Genomic DNA, 16,628 nt, shown 5'->3' with positions numbered 1-16,628 from the left:
AGTCTACCCGAGACAGGGCCCAGGCCCGAAATCCGCATGCGTCGGTCGGCACATGTATTCCTGCTTTCACGGCTCGGGGGAGTCGTCGCCGATCCCCGGGATCTTCTCTGACTCGTTCCAGCCCAACAACCGCTTGGCCTGCGCATCGATCGTGGTTCCGGGAAGCATCAGCTGGATCGGCGGCGCTTCGGGGCCCAGGGGGCGGGGGTACAGCAGCCCGTCGGGCAGCTCCAGCTGCGTCAGTCCGTGCGGGGTGCGCCATTGCAGTGACCCGTTGCCCAGGTATACCGCCTGCCAGCCCAACACATGCTTGTAGATCTGGTGCCGCTTGCACAACAGCTGGGCATTGCGCGCCGAGGTTCCGCCTCCGGTTGCCCAATCGTCGATGTGGTCGAACTCGGAGAGCTCCGGGGCCCGCCGGCACCCGGGAAACCGGCAATGCTCGTCGCGCACCCGCAGGAAATCACGCAACGCCTTGGAGGGCTTGTAGCGCTTGCGGCCCAGGTCCAGGACGGAACCGGTCCACGGGTCGGTGAGAATGGGCCGCAGCGACGGCGCCGTGGCGGCCAGCCGCACCGCGACACCGAGCGGTATGGGTCCATACCCCTCAAGGTTGGCGGTCCCGCGCTCCGGGTTGGCCAGCAGCTCCAGCGCCGGGATTGTCAGCCCCACAAAGGGCGGAGGCTTCTTCGTGGGCTGCCCGGGCCAGCCCTCGAGCAGCGAATCCCTGAACACGTCGGCACGCAGCTGGCCCAGCGCCCGGTCCGCTTCACCCGGGAGCAGCATGTTGGCGTGAACGGAGACGGTGTTGTAAATGGCCAGCACGTCCTCGGCGGGCAGGTAGGCCTGCAGCACAGCCATCCCGTCTTCTTCGGGCCACCACGCCAGCGAACGCCCCGTCTCCGCCCGCGACCTGCGGTCCGCGGCCGGTTCCGGATGCATGCGCTCCCGGGTGCGCTTGATGCGCAATGCCATGGCCGCGTCGGAGGCTGTGGTGGCGGTGGGAAGCAGGCTCGCCTCGATCTGTTGGGCCGTTGCGCGTGGGATTCCGCGGGTCTGTTTCACCAGCGCGGCGGCTGTGCGTGAGGTGATGGAGCCGCTGTACAAGGCGAAGAGGGAGGCTTCGTGCACGGTCCGCAGGCCTTCGGCGGTGGCCAACCTGTTGAAGGTGGAATGCTCCGAGGTCCTGGTGACCAGGGCGGCCTCGGCCACGAAGGAGGACCGGTTCAGGTCCTGGTCCAGCCGGGAGAGCGGGTAGCCGTGTTCCTCGATCTCCCGCTTGTAGTCAAAGAGCGTGGGGTTCTCCTCCGACAGCGGGGTGGGCATGCCGCGCTGCACCATCTCGGAGGTGTCTGCCAGCAATGTGGACTCCAGCCCGTCGATCATGGCGCGGATCCGGCTTAGCTCGCCCAGCTGGTTCAGGCCCTGTGCCGGCGTGCGCGGGGAATGGGTTGATGTGAGCTTCGCTACTGCCCGCATGAGGGGGTTCCGTGCCAGGAAGTTCTCCGCAAGGGTGCTCCAGATGCCGTCCATTCCGGCATAGTAACGAGACCCGGCAGGCGGCACGCCGCCTCCCTCGGGCCCTGAATTGCTCTGGTGCGCCGCAAATTTTCCCATGTTCCAGTTCACCCCGTCGCGGACTTTCCCGCTCCCGGCCCCTGCCGGGCTGTGGAGTGCGGCAGGGGCCATCCGGGGGTGTGCGGGAAGGGAATTCGGGTTGCGCCAAGAACCTTTGGGGGTGGGCTTCGAGCGTCGATTAGTTGTCATCGAAATTGTCCGCTATGCTGGAACCTGCTCTTTGGAGCAAGCTGGAGGATTCGCCTAGCGGCCTATGGCGCACGCCTGGAACGCGTGTTGGGTTCACGCCCTCGGGGGTTCAAATCCCCCATCCTCCGCGGATACGGTATCGGTCTTGACTTGAGAAATCTCGTCAAGGCCGATTTCGTTTAAGCTGCACCACTTGATCGGGAAATCGTTAGACTAACGACCAGTGCATTGGCGAAAGTTGATGGCGCCAATCGAATGTAGCTGAAAAGGTGAACAAGTTGACCGAACGCCGTATCGCAGTGGTCGTGGAAGACGACGCCGACATCCGGGGACTGCTCGAGGTCGTCCTGCAGCAATCCGGGTTTGACGTCCATTCCACCGACTCGGGGGTTACCGGCATGAAATTGGTGGAAGCCCACCATCCCGATCTGGTCACCTTGGATATCGGTTTGCCGGACATTGACGGGTTCGAAACCGCCCGCCGGATCCGCAGCGTCTCCGACGCGCACATCCTGATGCTCACCGCACGGTCCGACGAGATCGACACGGTCTTGGGGCTGGAATCAGGTGCCGACGAGTATGTCACCAAGCCGTTCCGACCTCGTGAGCTGCGTGCCAGGGTCGACGCAATCATGCGCCGGCGCACCAGCCCCAACAGCACAGCACACGACGCCACGCCCGGTGAAAACCGACCTCCGGCCCAGGCCCAGGACGAGGCGGCCACCGACGAGGCCCACCTGCGAAGCCTCAACGGATTGGTGATGAACGTGGCCACCTACTCGGTCCACGTTGACGGGGATGCAAAAGTCGTCACGCCGACGGAGTTCACGCTGCTCGAATCGCTCCTGGGTGCGAAGGGGCACATCCGTACCAAAACCGATCTAGTGAGGCGGTTGCGCAACGAGGATTCCGATGCCGGTACCTACGTCTCGGCCTCCGATGAGCGGTCCGTGGAGGTGCATGTGGGGAATCTGCGGCGCAAGCTGGGAGACTCCGCCCAGGAACCGCGCTGGATTGAAACCGTGCGCGGGGTTGGTTACCGCGCGGTGGCTAGGCGCTAGCCGACCCCAGATATGCCTTGAGCGCGCGCTCGGCAAATCCGGGTTCGCCCAACACCGCAAGGATCGTGATCCCTGCCCGCTCGATGCGGCCAATGAGTTCGCCCTGGGTTTCCCGCTGGTCGTCCCTGAAAGCATCATGCAGGAGAAAAGCCAGCCCGGCCAGGCCGTGGGCGCCGGCCATGGTTGCCGCGGACTTCAAGGAGAGCGCGGCATCCTGTCCCGCGGTTTCGTCGTGCAAGGAATGAGCCTGGTTCAACCGTGTGATTCGCAGGGGCAGAAGCGTCTTGAATTGGGCAATGAACTCGTCGACGGATTGCGGCCCCAGTTCCGAGCACAATTTTCCCAGGGTCTGCGTACACACAGCGTCGTCTGGGGAAATGGGCGGGAACTTCATGGTCCCATCATGCTGCGCGAAGCTCACGAACGGGCCCCAAAATCGCTCAAGACCACCTCAAGGAAGTCTCCAAGATTTTTGAGGATACTGTGCGGCAATATTGCCTGCGTTTGGACGAGAAATTGATGTTGTCAAGGAATAGTGTTGATTGCTGGAGGATCGGGGGAACCCGTGCCGCCGGCAAACGGGGAAAGTGATGAGTTCCCGGATACCAATTCAAGGTTCTTCACTCGCATCATGGGGGCGTGAGTGGAACTCGACGAACCTGGCAAAGTGTGAGTTAGAGGTGCACCTCGAACTCACACTTTGTTTTTAAGCCGCAGTTTCAGCGGCGAGAGTCCGGGTGCACGGACGGAAAGCCCAGCGGGCGGACCGAGGATCCCGTGCCGGAGTCCGGGGACTTGCGCGGCAAGGTGACGGTCATGGTCGTTCCCGCGCCCAGCTTGCTCTCGGCCGTGATCGTCCCGCCATGGGCATCGACCAGTTCGTGGCTTATGGCCAGTCCAAGACCGACACCAGGCAGCCCGGAGCGCCTGGCCCTGTCGGTGCGGAAGAAGCGGGTAAAGAGGCCCTGGAGGTCCATATCGGACATCCCGTGCCCGGTGTCGATGACCCGGAGCGAGATCTCCTTGTTGTTGCAGTTCATCTCAACCGTGACCGAGCCCCCCGCGTCGGAGTACTTGATGGCATTGGACACGAGGTTGTCCACCACCTGTCCCAGTCGCAACGGATCTCCCAGCACGGCCTCGTGGCAAAGGTTTCCCTCGAGCAACGCGATCCCCGCGGTTTCGGCACGCGGGTACAGCGACTCGATCTGGGCGTGGATCACCGCTCCGAGGTCCATGGCGACAATATTGACTTGGTGGTGCCCGGCTGCCGCGGTGAGCAGGTCGTTGACCATGTGCAGCATCCGCTCGGAATTCCGTGAGATCACATCCACGGAATGCTTTTGGGAGTGGTTCAGGCTGGCATCGTCCTGGAGCAGTTCGAGGTAGCCCAGGATCGAGGTCAGTGGGGTGCGAAGTTCGTGGCTCACGTTGGCCAGGAAGCGGTCGCGGGTCTTTGAAGCCTCGATCAGCGGAGTGATGTTCTTGAACATGGTCACCGCCCCGTCGTAGGCACCGTCTTCGCCAAAGAACGAGCGGGCCGAGGTGGACAGGTACATGGGGTTGGAGAGCGGACCCATCGCAAATAGTTCGTCGGTGAATTCCTCTTGGCGGATCGCACGGATGACCGGCCGGTCACGGGGATCCAGGAGCTCGCCGGCCGGCTCATAGTCGGGGGAGACAGCGCGTATCAGCAGCTGGGACTCGTTGGGATTGGGATTGCCCTCCGGGGTGGCATGTCGGTGCTGGAAGCGTTGGACGTCGTTCATGAACACGTCGTGGCCGTCGCGATCCACCACGACGACGCCGACGTTTGCCGCATTGAGCACGGCGTTCAGCAGGTGGGTCTGCCGCCTGCTGGTGGCCAGGGTCGCGCGCAGCTGCCGTTCGGCCAGCGTGGCGTTGTATGCGGCGATGACCGTGGTGGTGGCCAGGGCCAGGATGGCCAATGGCACGAGCATCGGCCTGGACATTGCCTCCAGGGAGAAGGCAGTGCCGTGGTGCCACAATTGCAGCCAGGTCGCTGCCAGCGGCACGACGAACGAGAGCAGCAGCGTTGTGCGGGGGATGACACCGGACCAGGCAAACCAGAAGACCGGGAAGGCAATGAACAGGCTGACCCCGCTGAGCCAGGGATAGGCGCCGATCGCCATCAAGGTTGCCGACACCAACCCGAGTGCGGGGATCGAGAGGTATGACTGCGGGCCGAGTCGCGTCCACGGTAGGGTCCAGGCCAACACGCTGTTGAGCAGTGTCAACAGCACCCCTGCCACGAAATGCCCGTCCCCGTAGATTTCCCCGGGGGCCGTGATGGCCGCCAGGATGCAGCTGATGGCCACCGCCAGCAGCATGGGCGTTTGCGACCAGCCGGCCTTCCGTTGCAGCGGAAGGTCGGCAAACGGGACGCCCTTGGTGACAAGCCGGGAGATCAGCGACGGCAACCGGGCTTCCGTGTGGCGCCGCCGGCCCGTATTCGTGGCACTCATAGGTACAGCATAGGTTCCGCCCCAGCCTGTCCGTGGACTTGGGGCCAGACCGCGCAGGATGCGGACGGCCAAGTCACCCGTTGCATGCCCGCATGCGGAAGGTCTACTTCACCAGGTTCGGGTAGTGCGCCTTGGCGGTCTGCGGGTGGGCGCGAAGCCAGCCCTTGAGGACGTTGGCGCCGTAGGAAGCCAGCATCGGGTTCTGCGGGTCGTCGGAAACGCCGCGGGCCTCGGAGGCAAGCTCGTCCGGCAGCGGCACGGTGTTGATGACCGAGTCCAGGCGCGGGGAGTAGAAGAAGGGGACCGAGTAGCGGTCCACCCCTGCCGGTGGAGCGGTGACCCGGTGGATGGTGGCCATCAGGTAGCCGTTGGTGGCGACCTCGAGCATTTCGCCGATGTTGACCACCAGCGCGCCCTCGATCGGCGCGACCTCGATCCACTCGTCCTGGCCGTAGGGCTGGACCTGGAGCCCGCCAACCGCGTCCTGCAGCAACAGGGTGATGAAACCGTAGTCGGCGTGCGCGCCGACGCCCTGGGTTCCGGCACCGGGGACGATCCCGCCACCGACGTAATGCACCAGCTTGCCCATCCAGGCCGGGGTCTCGGCGAAGGGCTCGTCGAAGTATTCCTGGGGCAGGCCCAGGCCGACGGCCAGTGCGGAGAGCAGCTCGGCACCGACGCGGTTCATCAGCGTTGCCCATTCCATGGCGACGGTTTCAAGCTTCGGGAACCCGGCAGGCCACTGGTTCGGCCCCTGCAGGTTCAGGTAGGGCGCATCGGCCGGCACTTCGGCGAGGACCTCGCGCTCGGGCCCGTAGTCGATTTGTTCACGCGAATCGGCACGGCCGCGGGTGATTTCGGCACCCAGTCGGGTGTAGCCGCGGAACTGTGCCGAGGTGCGGTTGTCCAGTTCCAGCTTCTGCTCGACGGGCAGGGCGAAGAACTCGGCCAGGGTCTTGAGCAAGTTCTGCGTCGTGCCTTCGCCGGCGCCGAAGCCGGTGATCTGGAAGAAGCCCACGCGGTGGGCGGCGTCGCGCAGGGCCGTAATGAAACCTTCATCAAAACTGCCATCGGCGCGACGTGCGGTAGACATGTCTAGGACCGGAACGGTGGTGAGAACTGTACTCATGAATCAAGAATGCACCCGGTCGGCTGGTTTGTGACAGCGCAGGTTACGTCCCGTTCCGTAGTGTGAATCCATGCGTCGGGACCCTTGACTCGGGCTGTTAAACCGCCTATGAAATCCGCGACTCGCACAAAAAACCGTCGATCGGCCCAATTGTCGCCAGAAGTTTCCTAAGCTGGTCAAGTGATCTTCAAATCTGTCGGCGATTCGCGCCCATACCCGGAACACGGCTACCTCACCCCGAAGGACTGGTCTTCCGTTGCGCCCATGCAGGTGCGACTTGACGAGTTGGTGACCACCAAGAGCACCTTGGACCTGGCCGCGTTGCTGGCCGAGGACTCCACATTCTTCGGGGACCTGTTCCCGCATGTCGTGCAGTGGAAGGGCACCCGCTACCTGGAAGACGGACTGCACCGCGCCGTCCGCACGGCCCTGCACCAACGTTCGATCCTGCACGCCCGCGTGCTGGTGCTGGAAGACTAGGGGAGACCTTGGCGCGGAACACCGATCCAAATGATTGGCACGGCCACCGAATCATCTCCGAAGACCAGTTGGCGAGTCCCGAGTTCACCACGGATGCCAGGATCAAGAAGCGGCGCACCATCCGCCACGGAATCATCCTCACGTTCATCCTGCTGGTCCTGATCGCATCCCTGGTCCTGGCCTACATGGTCAACACCCGGTCGCTGATCATCGATGCGCTGGAGCCCAAGCCGGTTGCCGAGGCCCCGGTTGCGGTGAGCGAGGCCTGCCCCACCACGAAGTTCAATTATGTCGACCCGGGCAAGATGAAGGTCAACGTCATGAACGCCACGCAGGTTTCCGGCTTGGCCGGTGCCACGGCAACGAAGCTGAAGAAACGCGGATTCAAGGTCGGGGACGTGGGCAATGCGCGCCTGTCCAATGTCGAGGTGGTGGGCGCCGTGACCTCCGGGCCCGACGGCTACGCCCAGGCCATGACGGTGCAGCGGAACATCAAGGACCTGACCTACGTCTACGATCCCAAGCGCCCGGGGACGACCGTTGACTTGGTTGTTGGCACCAAGTACAAGGACCTGGTCAAGGAAAAGTCGGTCAACAAGAAGCCCGGGAAGCTTGGGTGCACCCCGCCGAAGCCGAAGGACGATGCAAAGACGTCGACGGCCCCGAAAAAACCGGAACCGTCGACGGAGCAGAAGGACAACCAGGGGGATTAGTTGCAGCCCTCGGGACCGCACGCCTCACCGTCGGGTGAGGGTGTGCCGAGCATCTGCAGGGACTCGCCTCCGATTTCCTTCCAGACCTGGTTCAGGGCCTGCTCAAAGACCTCCGATGGTTGGGCACCGGAAATCCCGTACTTGTCCTCCAGGACGAAGAACGGCACTCCACTGACACCCAGCTCGCGGGCGCGCAGACCATCGGCCCGCACCGAATCGGCGTACTTGTCCCCGGCGAGCACCTCGGCTGATTCCGCCGGGTCGAGGCCCACGGAATCGGCAATGCCCTGGAGCGCCGCGCGGCTGCCTGTGTCCACTCCCTTCTCGAAATGGGCCGAAAGCAGGGCTTCCTTCATCTCGTTGCCGAGGTTGCGTTCCTTGGCCAGGGCCAGCAGGCGCAAGGCGGTGAAGGAGTTGGCCGGACGCAATGCCTCGAAGTCGTAGTCCAGGCCCTCCCCGGCGGCCTGGGCGGTGACATGCTCAAGCATCCCGGCGACCTGCTCGGCGGGCAGGCCCTTGGCCTTGACCAGGTAGTCCACTTCGCTGCCTTCGTAGTGGTCGGGCAACGAGGGATCCAATTGGAACGCATGCCATTTCACGTCGACCTTGTTCCCAAAGGGAAGAGCCGCAACGGCCTTCTCGAATCGGCGCTTGCCAATGAAGCACCAGGGGCAGGCAATGTCGGAATAAATGTCAACGCTCAAGCGGGTTTCAGTCATGTCTGGGGCAACAGCCGAGCCGGGGAGCGTATTCCCCGCAACGCTCGGGCCACAGAGGGGTATTCGTCACCAACCCCCGATCGGCGCTGGATGCCGCTGGCACTATCGGAAGCGAGGCTGGCTTCGGAATCCCGGGCCCGGGAGATTCGCGGATTGGCTGCCGCCCGGCCGGAAATGCAGGTGCGCGAATAGAACTCCCCTGGCGGAATGGATCGCCAAAATGCATGAGGGCCCCCGGGACCACTCATTGAGCGTCCGGGGGGCCGCCAAGGCAACCGGGAAGCCCTTTCCGTTAGTGCGAGTCAGCCGACACGTATTCGCGACCGGTTTCGTCGACGAGTTCGGCACGCTCATGGCCCTTGCCGCGGACCCACGCCTTGTAGGCGACGAAGAGGAATGCGATCCACACGGTGCCCACGACCAGGGCCACACGGGTGGCGGGCATGATGCCCAGCAGCACGATCACAAAGCCCATGAAGCCCAACGCCACGTAGGACGCGGCCGGCCACCAGGGAGAAGGGAACTCCGAGGCAGGCAACCCCTCGCGCCTGATGGCCCGTTTCATCGCGATGTGCGAGAGCAGGATCATGACCCACACCCAGACGGTTGCGAAGGTCGCGATCGAGGCGATGATCAGGAACAGCGACTCGGGCAGCAGTGCGTTGAGCACCACGCCGGCCAGCAGCACAATGCCCATGGTCAGCACGGTCATCCACGGCACCCCGTTGCGGGAGATCTTGGCGAAGGATGCCGGGGCGTGGCCCTGCTGGGCCAGCCCGAACATCATGCGCCCGGCCCCGAAGATATCGGAGTTGATGGCCGAGATCGCGGCGGTGATCACGACGGCGTTGAGGATATGTGCCGCCGCGGGAATGCCCAGGGAATCGAAGATCTGCACGAACGGGCTGCCCTCCGAGCCAACCTGGTTCCAGGGGTAGATCATCATCAGCACGCCCAGGGTGCAGACGTAGAAGAGCAGGATGCGCACCGGGACGGTGTTGATGGCCTTGGGCACCACGGACTTGGGGTTCTCGGCCTCGCCGGCGGTGATGCCGATGGTCTCGATGCCGCCAAAGGCAAACATCACGATCGAGAAAGAGGCCAGCAGGCCCCAGAAGCCGTTGGGGAAGAACCCTCCGGCTGCAAGCAGGGTGCCGATCCCGGGGTTTGCCTCGGCGGGCAGCCCGAAGCCGAAGAGCACAATCAGCACACCTCCGGCGATCATCGCGATGATGGCGGAGACCTTGATCAGCGAGAGCCAGAACTCTGTCTCGCCAAAGACCTTGACCTTCATCATGTTCAGCGCGGCTATGAAGAAGACCACGGCCAGGATCCAGATCCAACGCGGCACATCCGGGAACCAGAAGCCCATGTAGATGCCGAACGCAGTGACGTCTGCGATAGCCACGATCGCCATCTCGAAGGCAAAGGTCCAGCCGGTGATGAACCCCGCGAACGGGCCCAGGTACTTGGAGGCATATTGGCCGAAGGACCCGGAGACCGGGTGCCGCACCGCCATCTCGCCCAATGCCCGCATCACCATGAAGACGGCGGCGCCGCCGATCATGTAGGCCAGCAGGACCGCCGGTCCGGCGGCCTGGATGGCGGATGCGGAACCATAGAACAATCCGGTGCCGATGGCCGAGCCAAGGGCCATGAATCGGACGTGGCGGACATTCAGGCCGCGGGCAAGCGCCTGGGCAATTTGGGGCACGGAAATAAACCTTCGGTTGGAAAGGGGGCTTATCCAATGATAAGTGGGCAACCCGAATCGGTAGTGGTTCGGTGGCGTGGATCACCCCGCAGTCCGGCGTGCCCGTGGGGCGGCGAAAAACCTGGAAACGCGGCCTGAGTGCGTCGAGGCGGCCCGGTTTGGGCTGGTCAATAGACTGGGTGGGAGCCGGAAGCGATATTGCGCGCACGCCGGACCCATGATTTTGAGGGTGCCCCAGCCCGGAGCGTTGCTTTGCGCCGGGGCACGGATGAGGAGAATACACGTGGCGCGGTCTTTGGGATGGCGGGGAGTCGCCTATGCCAGTGGACTAACCGCAATTGCCGGATTCGTGGATGGCGTGGCATTCATCCACTTCGGGGGATACTTTGTCTCGTTCATGAGCGGGAACTCGACGCGTTCCAGCGCTGGACTCGCCGAAGGAAACTACTTCGAGTGGGCGTTGGCCATCGGGCTGGTGGCCAGCTTCGTGCTGGGCGTGGCCGCGGCAACCCTGGCCAGCCAGGTGCCTTCGGTGCACCGGCGCGGAGCGGTGCTCTCGGTGTCGTCGGTCTTCCTGCTGGCCGCGGCCTTGACCACGTTCGGATCGCTCCATGCCGTATGGACAGCGGTCTTGATGGCCATGTCCATGGGGGCGATCAACGCGACCTACACGCGCCGCGGCGAAGTCAGCGTGGGATTGACATACATGACCGGGGCCCTGGTGAAGATGGGGCAGCACCTGGCTGCGGCACTGGTCGGCGGCCCCAAGTGGGCGTGGCTGCCCTACGGCGCGCTCTGGGCCATGATCACGCTGGGTTCCTTCGTCGGGGCATTCCTCTACCTGCAGGTGGGGCTGCTGATCCTGTGGGCAGCCGCGCTGGCGTTGGTGGTGTGGACGATCGTCGCGTTCGTGCGCGACAGCCCGGGGCGGATTTTCCGCATCCGCCGGTGACTAGACGGCGTTCCCCCGGGACCCGCGCGCGTGGCGGCCGTGGACTTGGAAGTACATGCCGATGCCCAGGACCGAAAGCACCGTCAAGGCACCGAACATGCCGGTGTATCCCAGGTGGGGGATGACCAGGCCCAGTGCCACCGGACCGAAGCCGATCCCGACATCCAGCATGAGGAAGAACGTGGAGGTGGCAATGCCCAGCTCGGCCGGAGACACCGCGTTCACGGCAATGGCCTGCGCGCAGGGCATCAGCGCGCCGAAGCCGAGGCCGGTCAACGCGGCGGCCGAGACGACGCTCAGGTTGCTGGGATCGAAGGCCAGCGCCGCCATGCCCAGGGCGAAGATGACCAGCAGCGGATACATGATGGCGTTGTCGCCCCGCCTGTCCTGGATGCGCCCGGCAAAGAGCCGGGAAACCAACACGGTGATCGCGTAAACGACGAAGAACCAACTCGCGGCCTCGGCCATCGAGCTCGAAATCAGGAATGGGGCCAGGAAGGAAATGATGCCCGAATAGGCAACGCCGCAGACCAGGATCACCAGGGAAATCGGCAGGGCCGCCGGGCTGACGATGGAACGGATGAAGCTTCCGCGACGCACATGCGACACGTGCCTCTCGGTGGTCGGCCGAGGCTCCGGCATGCGGATCAACAGGCAGATGAGCAGTGCCGCCGCAGAGGAAATCGAGCAGAACACGAAGACCGAGGTGTAGTTGCCGTTTGCGGCCAAGAGCACGGCCAGGAACGGGCCCACGGCCGTGGACAGTGTGGTGGAGAGGCCGAAGTACCCGGTTCCCTCGCTGCGCCGTGCCGACGGGATGATGGATTGGACCGCGGTGGCAATGGCGGTGTTCCCCGCGCCGAACGCCATTCCGTGGACAAAGCGCACCACCAGTAGGAGCCACAACGTACCGCTGAAGAGGTACATCATCGAGGCCAGGACGAAGAGGCACAGGGAGATGACTGTCAGTCGCTTTCGCCCCAGGACCTGAAGCAGCTTTCCCGCGAAGAGCCGGGCGGTGACCGAGCCGATGACGAAGATGCTGGCGGCCAGGCCGGCTGCGCTGTCGGAGGCCTGGAACCTGTCCACGGCGTAGAGCGCCATGGAGGTCATCAGAAGGTAGAAGACCATGGAAATGAAGAGGTTCGCGAGGCCTGCGAGCAGGAAATCCCGGGTGAAGAGTTTCGCTGGGGGATCGTGTGGCTGGCTCACCGGGCTCCTTCTTGGGTTTTCCTGCTTTCGGTCCCGCATCGGGGCCTCCTGCCATTATCGGCCCCGTGCCCGGCGGGTTCGGGCATTTGAGGAAGCGGAGGGTGGTGTCATTGCCGACAACCCCGTGAGGTAGCCGTCGCTTTTTGGCCGGGCGAAGCGGTCACCGTTGGGAAAAATCCGAAGAAAGGAGAACGCCTATCGTCCCAGGTGCCAGGAGTAGGAAGCATCGTCCCAATTCATGGTTGATGTGAATACATAGCCGCTTTCGGTTTTGTCCTTGTTGGTCTTGTTCACTGCTATGCATTCGAATGTGGTTGTCAGACTGGTGAGGTCATCAAGAGATCCCCCGCCTGTGGGAGTGCAACTTACTCGCTTGATCGGGCCGGTTAACGTGCCCTTCTTGACACGGGTCTTGGCATCTTTTTCGATACTGGATTCAAGTTCTGAAACGTAGACTTTGCGCACCGCTCGCTCTACGTCTTCAGAAGCGGCCGCGGCCGAAGCTGATGCTGCCAGTTCCGCGGATGCCGCGGCTGCAGCTGCGGACGAACTTGCTGCTGCCGACGAAGCCGCTGCTACTTGCGAAGCCAAAGCCTCTTCCGCGGCGTTCTTGGCGGATGCCTGTTGGGTAAGGAAGATGGCGAGGACTATTCCGACCACCACTAAAACCGCAGCAATTGCTCCCCAGATGATTTTGGGGGAAAGTGAGCTTTTCTTGCCAAAAGGCTTCCCACAATTAGGACAGAAATTACCCGAGACAGATGACTGGACGCTGCAAAAGCGACAAATGCGGTTCAGGACCGAATCATCGACCGAACTATCGGCATTGTTATCGTCCACGTGGAGGCCCCTGTTTTTCTTTTAGAGTGAATAAGTTGGTCAATTAGGAAATCGCCAGCTTCTATCATGCCAGTTCACAGGAAAACACATGGGCTTTGGCAGTGATCGACAATTTCAGGGGCAGAAAAACGATCGTCCCCGCCATGGGCAGCTCTGCCGGTGGGGACGATCGAAGGCTATTTAGTTGTTGCTTGGTGGCGGGGACCAGGGGGTGTTCGCGTCGTTGCGCTTGCCCCCTGCCCCCGCCGCCACAGCGGATCTAGGCTGCCGGTTCGAGTGCCTTGGCCTCGCGCAGGTAGCGGTTGTATGCCTGGACGGTGAGGAAGGTCGGGAAGTCCTCACGCAGGGCGCAAGCCTCGAAGATCTCGCGGGCGTCGTCGAAACGGTCGCCTTCGAAGCGGGAGAGCTTCTCGAATTCCTCTTCGGTCAGCGCCTCGACCCAGTGGCGGGAAATCAGTTCCCCCTCGTCGGTGATGGCTGCCTGCTGGATCCATTGCCAGATCTGCGAACGGGAGATCTCGGCGGTGGCGGCGTCCTCCATGAGGTTGTGGATGGCCACGGCGCCGTTGCCGCGCAGCCAGGCTTCCATGTAGCGGATGCCGACCTCGATGTTGTTGCGGATGCCGCCCTCGGTGATCTTGCCCTCGGTGCCGGCGATGTTCAGCAGTTCCTTGTCGTCGGGGATGACGTCGTCACGGGTGTTCCCGCGCTGGTTCGGCTTGTCGCCGAGCACCGAGTCGAAGACCTCCCGGGCCACCGGGACCAGGTCAGGGTGTGCCACCCAGGAACCGTCGAAGCCGTCGTTGGCTTCCCGGGTCTTGTCGGCACGGACCTTCTCGAAGGCCACGGTGTTGATGGCCTCGTCCTTGCGGTTGGGGATGAAGGCAGCCATGCCGCCGATGGCCATGGCACCGCGACGGTGGCAGGCACGGACCAGCTGCTCGGTGTAGGAGCGCATGAACGGGGCGGTCATGGTGACCATGCCGCGGTCCGGGAGCACGAAGCGCGGGCCACGGGAACGGAAGTTCTTGATGATGGAGAAGATGTAGTCCCAACGGCCGGCGTTCAGGCCTGCCGCGTGGTCGCGCAGCTCGTAGAGGATTTCCTCCATCTCGAAGGCCGCGGTGATGGTCTCGATGAGCACCGTGGCGCGGATGGTGCCCTGCGGGATGCCCACCAGGTCCTGGGCCAGGATGAAGACGTCGTTCCAGAGGCGTGCCTCGAGGTGGTTCTCGATCTTCGGCAGGTAGAAGTAGGGGCCGCGGCCCTGGGAGATCAGGCGCTGGGCGTTGTGGAAGAAGTACAGGCCGAAGTCGACCAACGCACCGGAGACCGGCTTGCCGCCAACCAGCAGGTTCTTCTCCGGCAGGTGCCAGCCACGCGGGCGAACCACGATGGTGGGCATGTCGGTGAGCTTCTCGCCGTCCAGCTTGTATTCCTTGCCCTCGGGCGAGGTGAAGTCGATGTTGCGGTCCAGCACGGAGCGCAGGTTCAGCTGTCCGTTGATGACGTTGGACCAGCTGGGGGTCGAGGAGTCCTCGAGGTCGGCCAGCCAGACCTTGGCGCCGGAGTTCAGTGCGTTGATGGTCATCTTGCGGTCGGTGGGGCCGGTGATTTCCACGCGGCGGTCCTCCAGGCCGGGAGCGATGGGGGCAACCTGCCAGGTGGCGTCGTCACGGATGTGCTTGGTCTCGGGACGGAACCTCGGGTCCGAGCCGTTGGCGATCCGCGCACGGTTCAGCTGGCGGGTCTGCATCAGTTCTGCGCGGCGTCCGTCGAATGCCTTGTGGAGCTGGGCCAAGAAGTCCAGCGCCTGGGGGGTGAGGATCTGTTCCTGCCGGCGGACGGGGGCAGCGACCAAAGTAATACCGTTCAGGGTGATTGGATCGTTCATGGCTGTGACTCCTTCTTGAATCAAGATTTTGGGTGGCGGTGTGCCGGGGGAAATCGGGGAAAAACGTGTGGCCCGGTGGGCCGGCTGTCTCCAGCCGGCCCACCGGAACCGCGGCGGCAACCGCCGAGGTTTGTTTAGTGGAACTGTCCGGCTTCGGTGGATCCCACCAGGGCCAGGGTGGAGGCGTTCGGGTTCAGAACGGTTGCAATGTCGTCGAAGTAGCCGGTGCCCACTTCGCGCTGGTGCTTGGTTGCGGTGTAGCCGCGGGCCTCGGAAGCGAACTCGCGCTCCTGCAGGTCGACGTAGGCGGTCATGCCTTCACGGGCGTAGCCGTGCGCAAGGTCGAACATCGAATGGTTCAGGGCGTGGAAGCCGGCGAGGGTGATGAACTGGAAGGTGAAGCCCATGGCGCCGAGTTCGCGCTGGAACTTGGCGATGGTTGCATCGTCCAGGTGCTTCTTCCAGTTGAAGGAAGGGGAGCAGTTGTAGGAGAGCATCTGGTCCGGGAAATCTGCCTTGACCGCCTCGGCGAACTTGCGGGCAAGTTCCAGGTCCGGGGTGCCGGTCTCCATCCAGATGAGGTCGGAGTACGGTGCGTAGGCCTTGGCCCGGGCGATGCAGGGCTCGATTCCGTTGGTGACCTTGTAGAAGCCTTCCGCGGTGCGCTCGCCGGTGACGAATTCCTTGTCGCGGTCATCGACGTCCGAGGTGATCAGGGTGGCTGCCTCGGCGTCGGTGCGGGCGATGACGACCGACGGGGTGTTGGCGACGTCGGCTGCCAGGCGGGCGGCGTTCAGGGTGCGAACGTGCTGCTGGGTCGGGATGAGGACCTTGCCGCCGAGGTGGCCACACTTCTTTTCCGAAGCGAGCTGGTCTTCCCAGTGAACGCCCGAGGCGCCGGAGGAGATCATCGACTTCATCAGTTCGTAGGCGTTCAGCGGGCCGCCGAAGCCGGCCTCGGCGTCTGCCACGATCGGCACGAGCCAATCCTCAACACTCTTGATGCCTTCTGCATGCTCGATCTGGTCGGCGCGAAGCAGTGCGTTGTTGATGCGGCGGACAACCTGCGGAACCGAGTTGGCCGGGTAGAGGGACTGGTCCGGGTAGGTGTGGCCGGAAAGGTTCGCGTCTGCGGCGACCTGCCATCCGGACAGGTAGATGGCTCGCAGGCCGGCCTTGACCTGCTGTACTGCCTGGTTGCCGGTCAGGGCGCCCAGTGCGTTGGTGTAGCCGCCGGTCGGGGCTTCCTCGGTGAGCTGCTTCCAGAGCTTTTCGGAGCCGCGGCGGGCCAGGGTGTGCTCTTCCTGCACCGAGCCCTGCAGCTTCACAACGTCTGCTGCCGAGTAATCACGAGTAACGCCGTTCCAGCGGGGGTTGGTTGCCCAATCCTGTTCGATTGCTGCGATACGGTTTTCGGTCGAGTTCTGCTCGGTCATTGCCTTCTCCTTGCTGGTTGCCGGTGCCGGCTCGGGATCATCTTCGCTGGTGATCCCGGTAGGTTGTTCCGGCGTTCTTTCTGCGTAAGAACTACATTTCCGCACTTTGCCAGAGTCGGCTAGAGGGTTTTGATGGAAAGATTTGCGTTTCTTCGCGAAATCTAAAATTGCAGCTGTCCGGGCGCTGAACCGGGCCAGAAAGCCGGAAATGGGTTGGAAGCTGCG

General features: G+C 63.4%; 14 protein-coding genes and 1 tRNA gene. 5 read left to right on the top strand and 10 right to left on the bottom strand.

Annotated elements, in window-relative coordinates; genetic code table 11:
• Positions 1 to 66 precede the first annotated feature (66 nt).
• Positions 67 to 1,533, bottom strand: a complete 1,467-nt coding sequence (locus J2T21_RS07825; protein WP_307580206.1) for an HNH endonuclease signature motif containing protein — start codon at positions 1,531 to 1,533, stop codon at positions 67 to 69.
• A gap of 277 nt (positions 1,534 to 1,810) precedes the next feature.
• Here J2T21_RS07825 and J2T21_RS07820 point away from each other — a divergent pair.
• A tRNA-Ser gene (locus tag J2T21_RS07820) sits at positions 1,811 to 1,895 on the top strand.
• A 150-nt stretch (positions 1,896 to 2,045) separates the two neighbouring features.
• Positions 2,046 to 2,828 carry a response regulator transcription factor gene (locus J2T21_RS07815; RefSeq protein WP_307580204.1) on the top strand — a complete coding sequence of 261 codons (783 nt, stop codon included), beginning with the start codon at positions 2,046 to 2,048 and terminating at the stop codon, positions 2,826 to 2,828.
• Here J2T21_RS07815 and J2T21_RS07810 read toward each other — a convergent pair.
• The 3 genes from J2T21_RS07810 to J2T21_RS07800 form a co-directional block, all read right to left on the bottom strand.
• Complete coding sequence (locus J2T21_RS07810; RefSeq protein WP_307580202.1) at positions 2,818 to 3,222, bottom strand: Hpt domain-containing protein; 405 nt, start codon at positions 3,220 to 3,222, stop codon at positions 2,818 to 2,820. The two genes, J2T21_RS07815 and J2T21_RS07810, sit on opposite strands and share 11 nt — an antisense overlap.
• A gap of 325 nt (positions 3,223 to 3,547) precedes the next feature.
• Positions 3,548 to 5,314 carry a sensor histidine kinase gene (locus tag J2T21_RS07805; protein ID WP_307580200.1) on the bottom strand — a complete coding sequence of 589 codons (1,767 nt, stop codon included), beginning with the start codon at positions 5,312 to 5,314 and terminating at the stop codon, positions 3,548 to 3,550.
• Positions 5,315 to 5,417: 103 nt separating this feature from the next.
• Complete coding sequence (locus J2T21_RS07800) at positions 5,418 to 6,443, bottom strand: isopenicillin N synthase family dioxygenase (RefSeq protein ID WP_307580198.1); 1,026 nt, start codon at positions 6,441 to 6,443, stop codon at positions 5,418 to 5,420.
• A 180-nt stretch (positions 6,444 to 6,623) separates the two neighbouring features.
• Between J2T21_RS07800 and J2T21_RS07795 the strand changes: the two genes are divergently transcribed.
• Together J2T21_RS07795 and J2T21_RS07790 are read left to right on the top strand one after the other, a co-directional pair.
• The gene (locus tag J2T21_RS07795; protein ID WP_307580196.1) at positions 6,624 to 6,923 is read left to right on the top strand and encodes a type II toxin-antitoxin system VapB family antitoxin; all 300 of its coding nucleotides are present in this window, start codon (positions 6,624 to 6,626) and stop codon (positions 6,921 to 6,923) included.
• Positions 6,924 to 6,931: 8 nt separating this feature from the next.
• A complete protein-coding gene (locus J2T21_RS07790) occupies positions 6,932 to 7,636 on the top strand; it encodes a LytR C-terminal domain-containing protein (RefSeq protein ID WP_307580194.1) in 705 nt (234 codons plus the stop codon).
• Here J2T21_RS07790 and J2T21_RS07785 read toward each other — a convergent pair.
• Together J2T21_RS07785 and J2T21_RS07780 are read right to left on the bottom strand one after the other, a co-directional pair.
• A complete protein-coding gene (locus J2T21_RS07785; protein ID WP_307580192.1) occupies positions 7,633 to 8,340 on the bottom strand; it encodes a DsbA family oxidoreductase in 708 nt (235 codons plus the stop codon). The two genes, J2T21_RS07790 and J2T21_RS07785, sit on opposite strands and share 4 nt — an antisense overlap.
• Before the next feature lie 307 nt (positions 8,341 to 8,647).
• A complete protein-coding gene (locus J2T21_RS07780; protein ID WP_307580492.1) occupies positions 8,648 to 10,012 on the bottom strand; it encodes an amino acid permease in 1,365 nt (454 codons plus the stop codon).
• Positions 10,013 to 10,352: 340 nt separating this feature from the next.
• Here J2T21_RS07780 and J2T21_RS07775 point away from each other — a divergent pair, with 340 nt between their 5' ends.
• Positions 10,353 to 11,021 carry a YoaK family protein gene (locus tag J2T21_RS07775; protein WP_307580190.1) on the top strand — a complete coding sequence of 223 codons (669 nt, stop codon included), beginning with the start codon at positions 10,353 to 10,355 and terminating at the stop codon, positions 11,019 to 11,021.
• Here the strand turns inward: J2T21_RS07775 and J2T21_RS07770 are convergent, their stop codons facing one another.
• The 4 genes from J2T21_RS07770 to aceA form a co-directional block, all read right to left on the bottom strand.
• Entirely contained in the window at positions 11,022 to 12,233 is a 1,212-nt protein-coding gene (locus J2T21_RS07770; RefSeq protein WP_307580188.1) for an MFS transporter, read from the bottom strand.
• Positions 12,234 to 12,428: 195 nt separating this feature from the next.
• Entirely contained in the window at positions 12,429 to 13,073 is a 645-nt protein-coding gene (locus J2T21_RS07765) for a hypothetical protein (RefSeq protein ID WP_307580186.1), read from the bottom strand.
• A 259-nt stretch (positions 13,074 to 13,332) separates the two neighbouring features.
• Positions 13,333 to 14,967 (bottom strand): malate synthase A, encoded by a 1,635-nt coding sequence (gene aceB, locus J2T21_RS07760; RefSeq protein ID WP_307580184.1) that lies wholly within the window; start codon positions 14,965 to 14,967, stop codon positions 13,333 to 13,335.
• A gap of 134 nt (positions 14,968 to 15,101) precedes the next feature.
• The gene (gene aceA, locus J2T21_RS07755) at positions 15,102 to 16,403 is read right to left on the bottom strand and encodes an isocitrate lyase (RefSeq protein ID WP_307580181.1); all 1,302 of its coding nucleotides are present in this window, start codon (positions 16,401 to 16,403) and stop codon (positions 15,102 to 15,104) included.
• Positions 16,404 to 16,628 lie beyond the last annotated feature (225 nt).

It is taken from the genome of Paeniglutamicibacter psychrophenolicus (assembly GCF_030812255.1).
Lineage (GTDB): Bacteria > Actinomycetota > Actinomycetes > Actinomycetales > Micrococcaceae > Paeniglutamicibacter > Paeniglutamicibacter psychrophenolicus_A.
The sequence above is the reverse complement of the archived record's forward strand: the minus strand, read 5'-3'. Positions and strand labels throughout refer to the sequence as shown.

Coding starts and splice junctions, on each gene's coding strand:
- J2T21_RS07825 (WP_307580206.1), bottom strand. CDS start 1,533: ATGGACGGCATCTGGAGCACCCTTGCGGAGAACTTCCTGGCACGGAAC.
- J2T21_RS07810 (WP_307580202.1), bottom strand. CDS start 3,222: ATGAAGTTCCCGCCCATTTCCCCAGACGACGCTGTGTGTACGCAGACC.
- J2T21_RS07805 (WP_307580200.1), bottom strand. CDS start 5,314: ATGAGTGCCACGAATACGGGCCGGCGGCGCCACACGGAAGCCCGGTTG.
- J2T21_RS07800 (WP_307580198.1), bottom strand. CDS start 6,443: ATGAGTACAGTTCTCACCACCGTTCCGGTCCTAGACATGTCTACCGCA.
- J2T21_RS07780 (WP_307580492.1), bottom strand. CDS start 10,012: ATGGCCCTTGGCTCGGCCATCGGCACCGGATTGTTCTATGGTTCCGCA.
- aceB (WP_307580184.1), bottom strand. CDS start 14,967: ATGAACGATCCAATCACCCTGAACGGTATTACTTTGGTCGCTGCCCCC.
- aceA (WP_307580181.1), bottom strand. CDS start 16,403: ATGACCGAGCAGAACTCGACCGAAAACCGTATCGCAGCAATCGAACAG.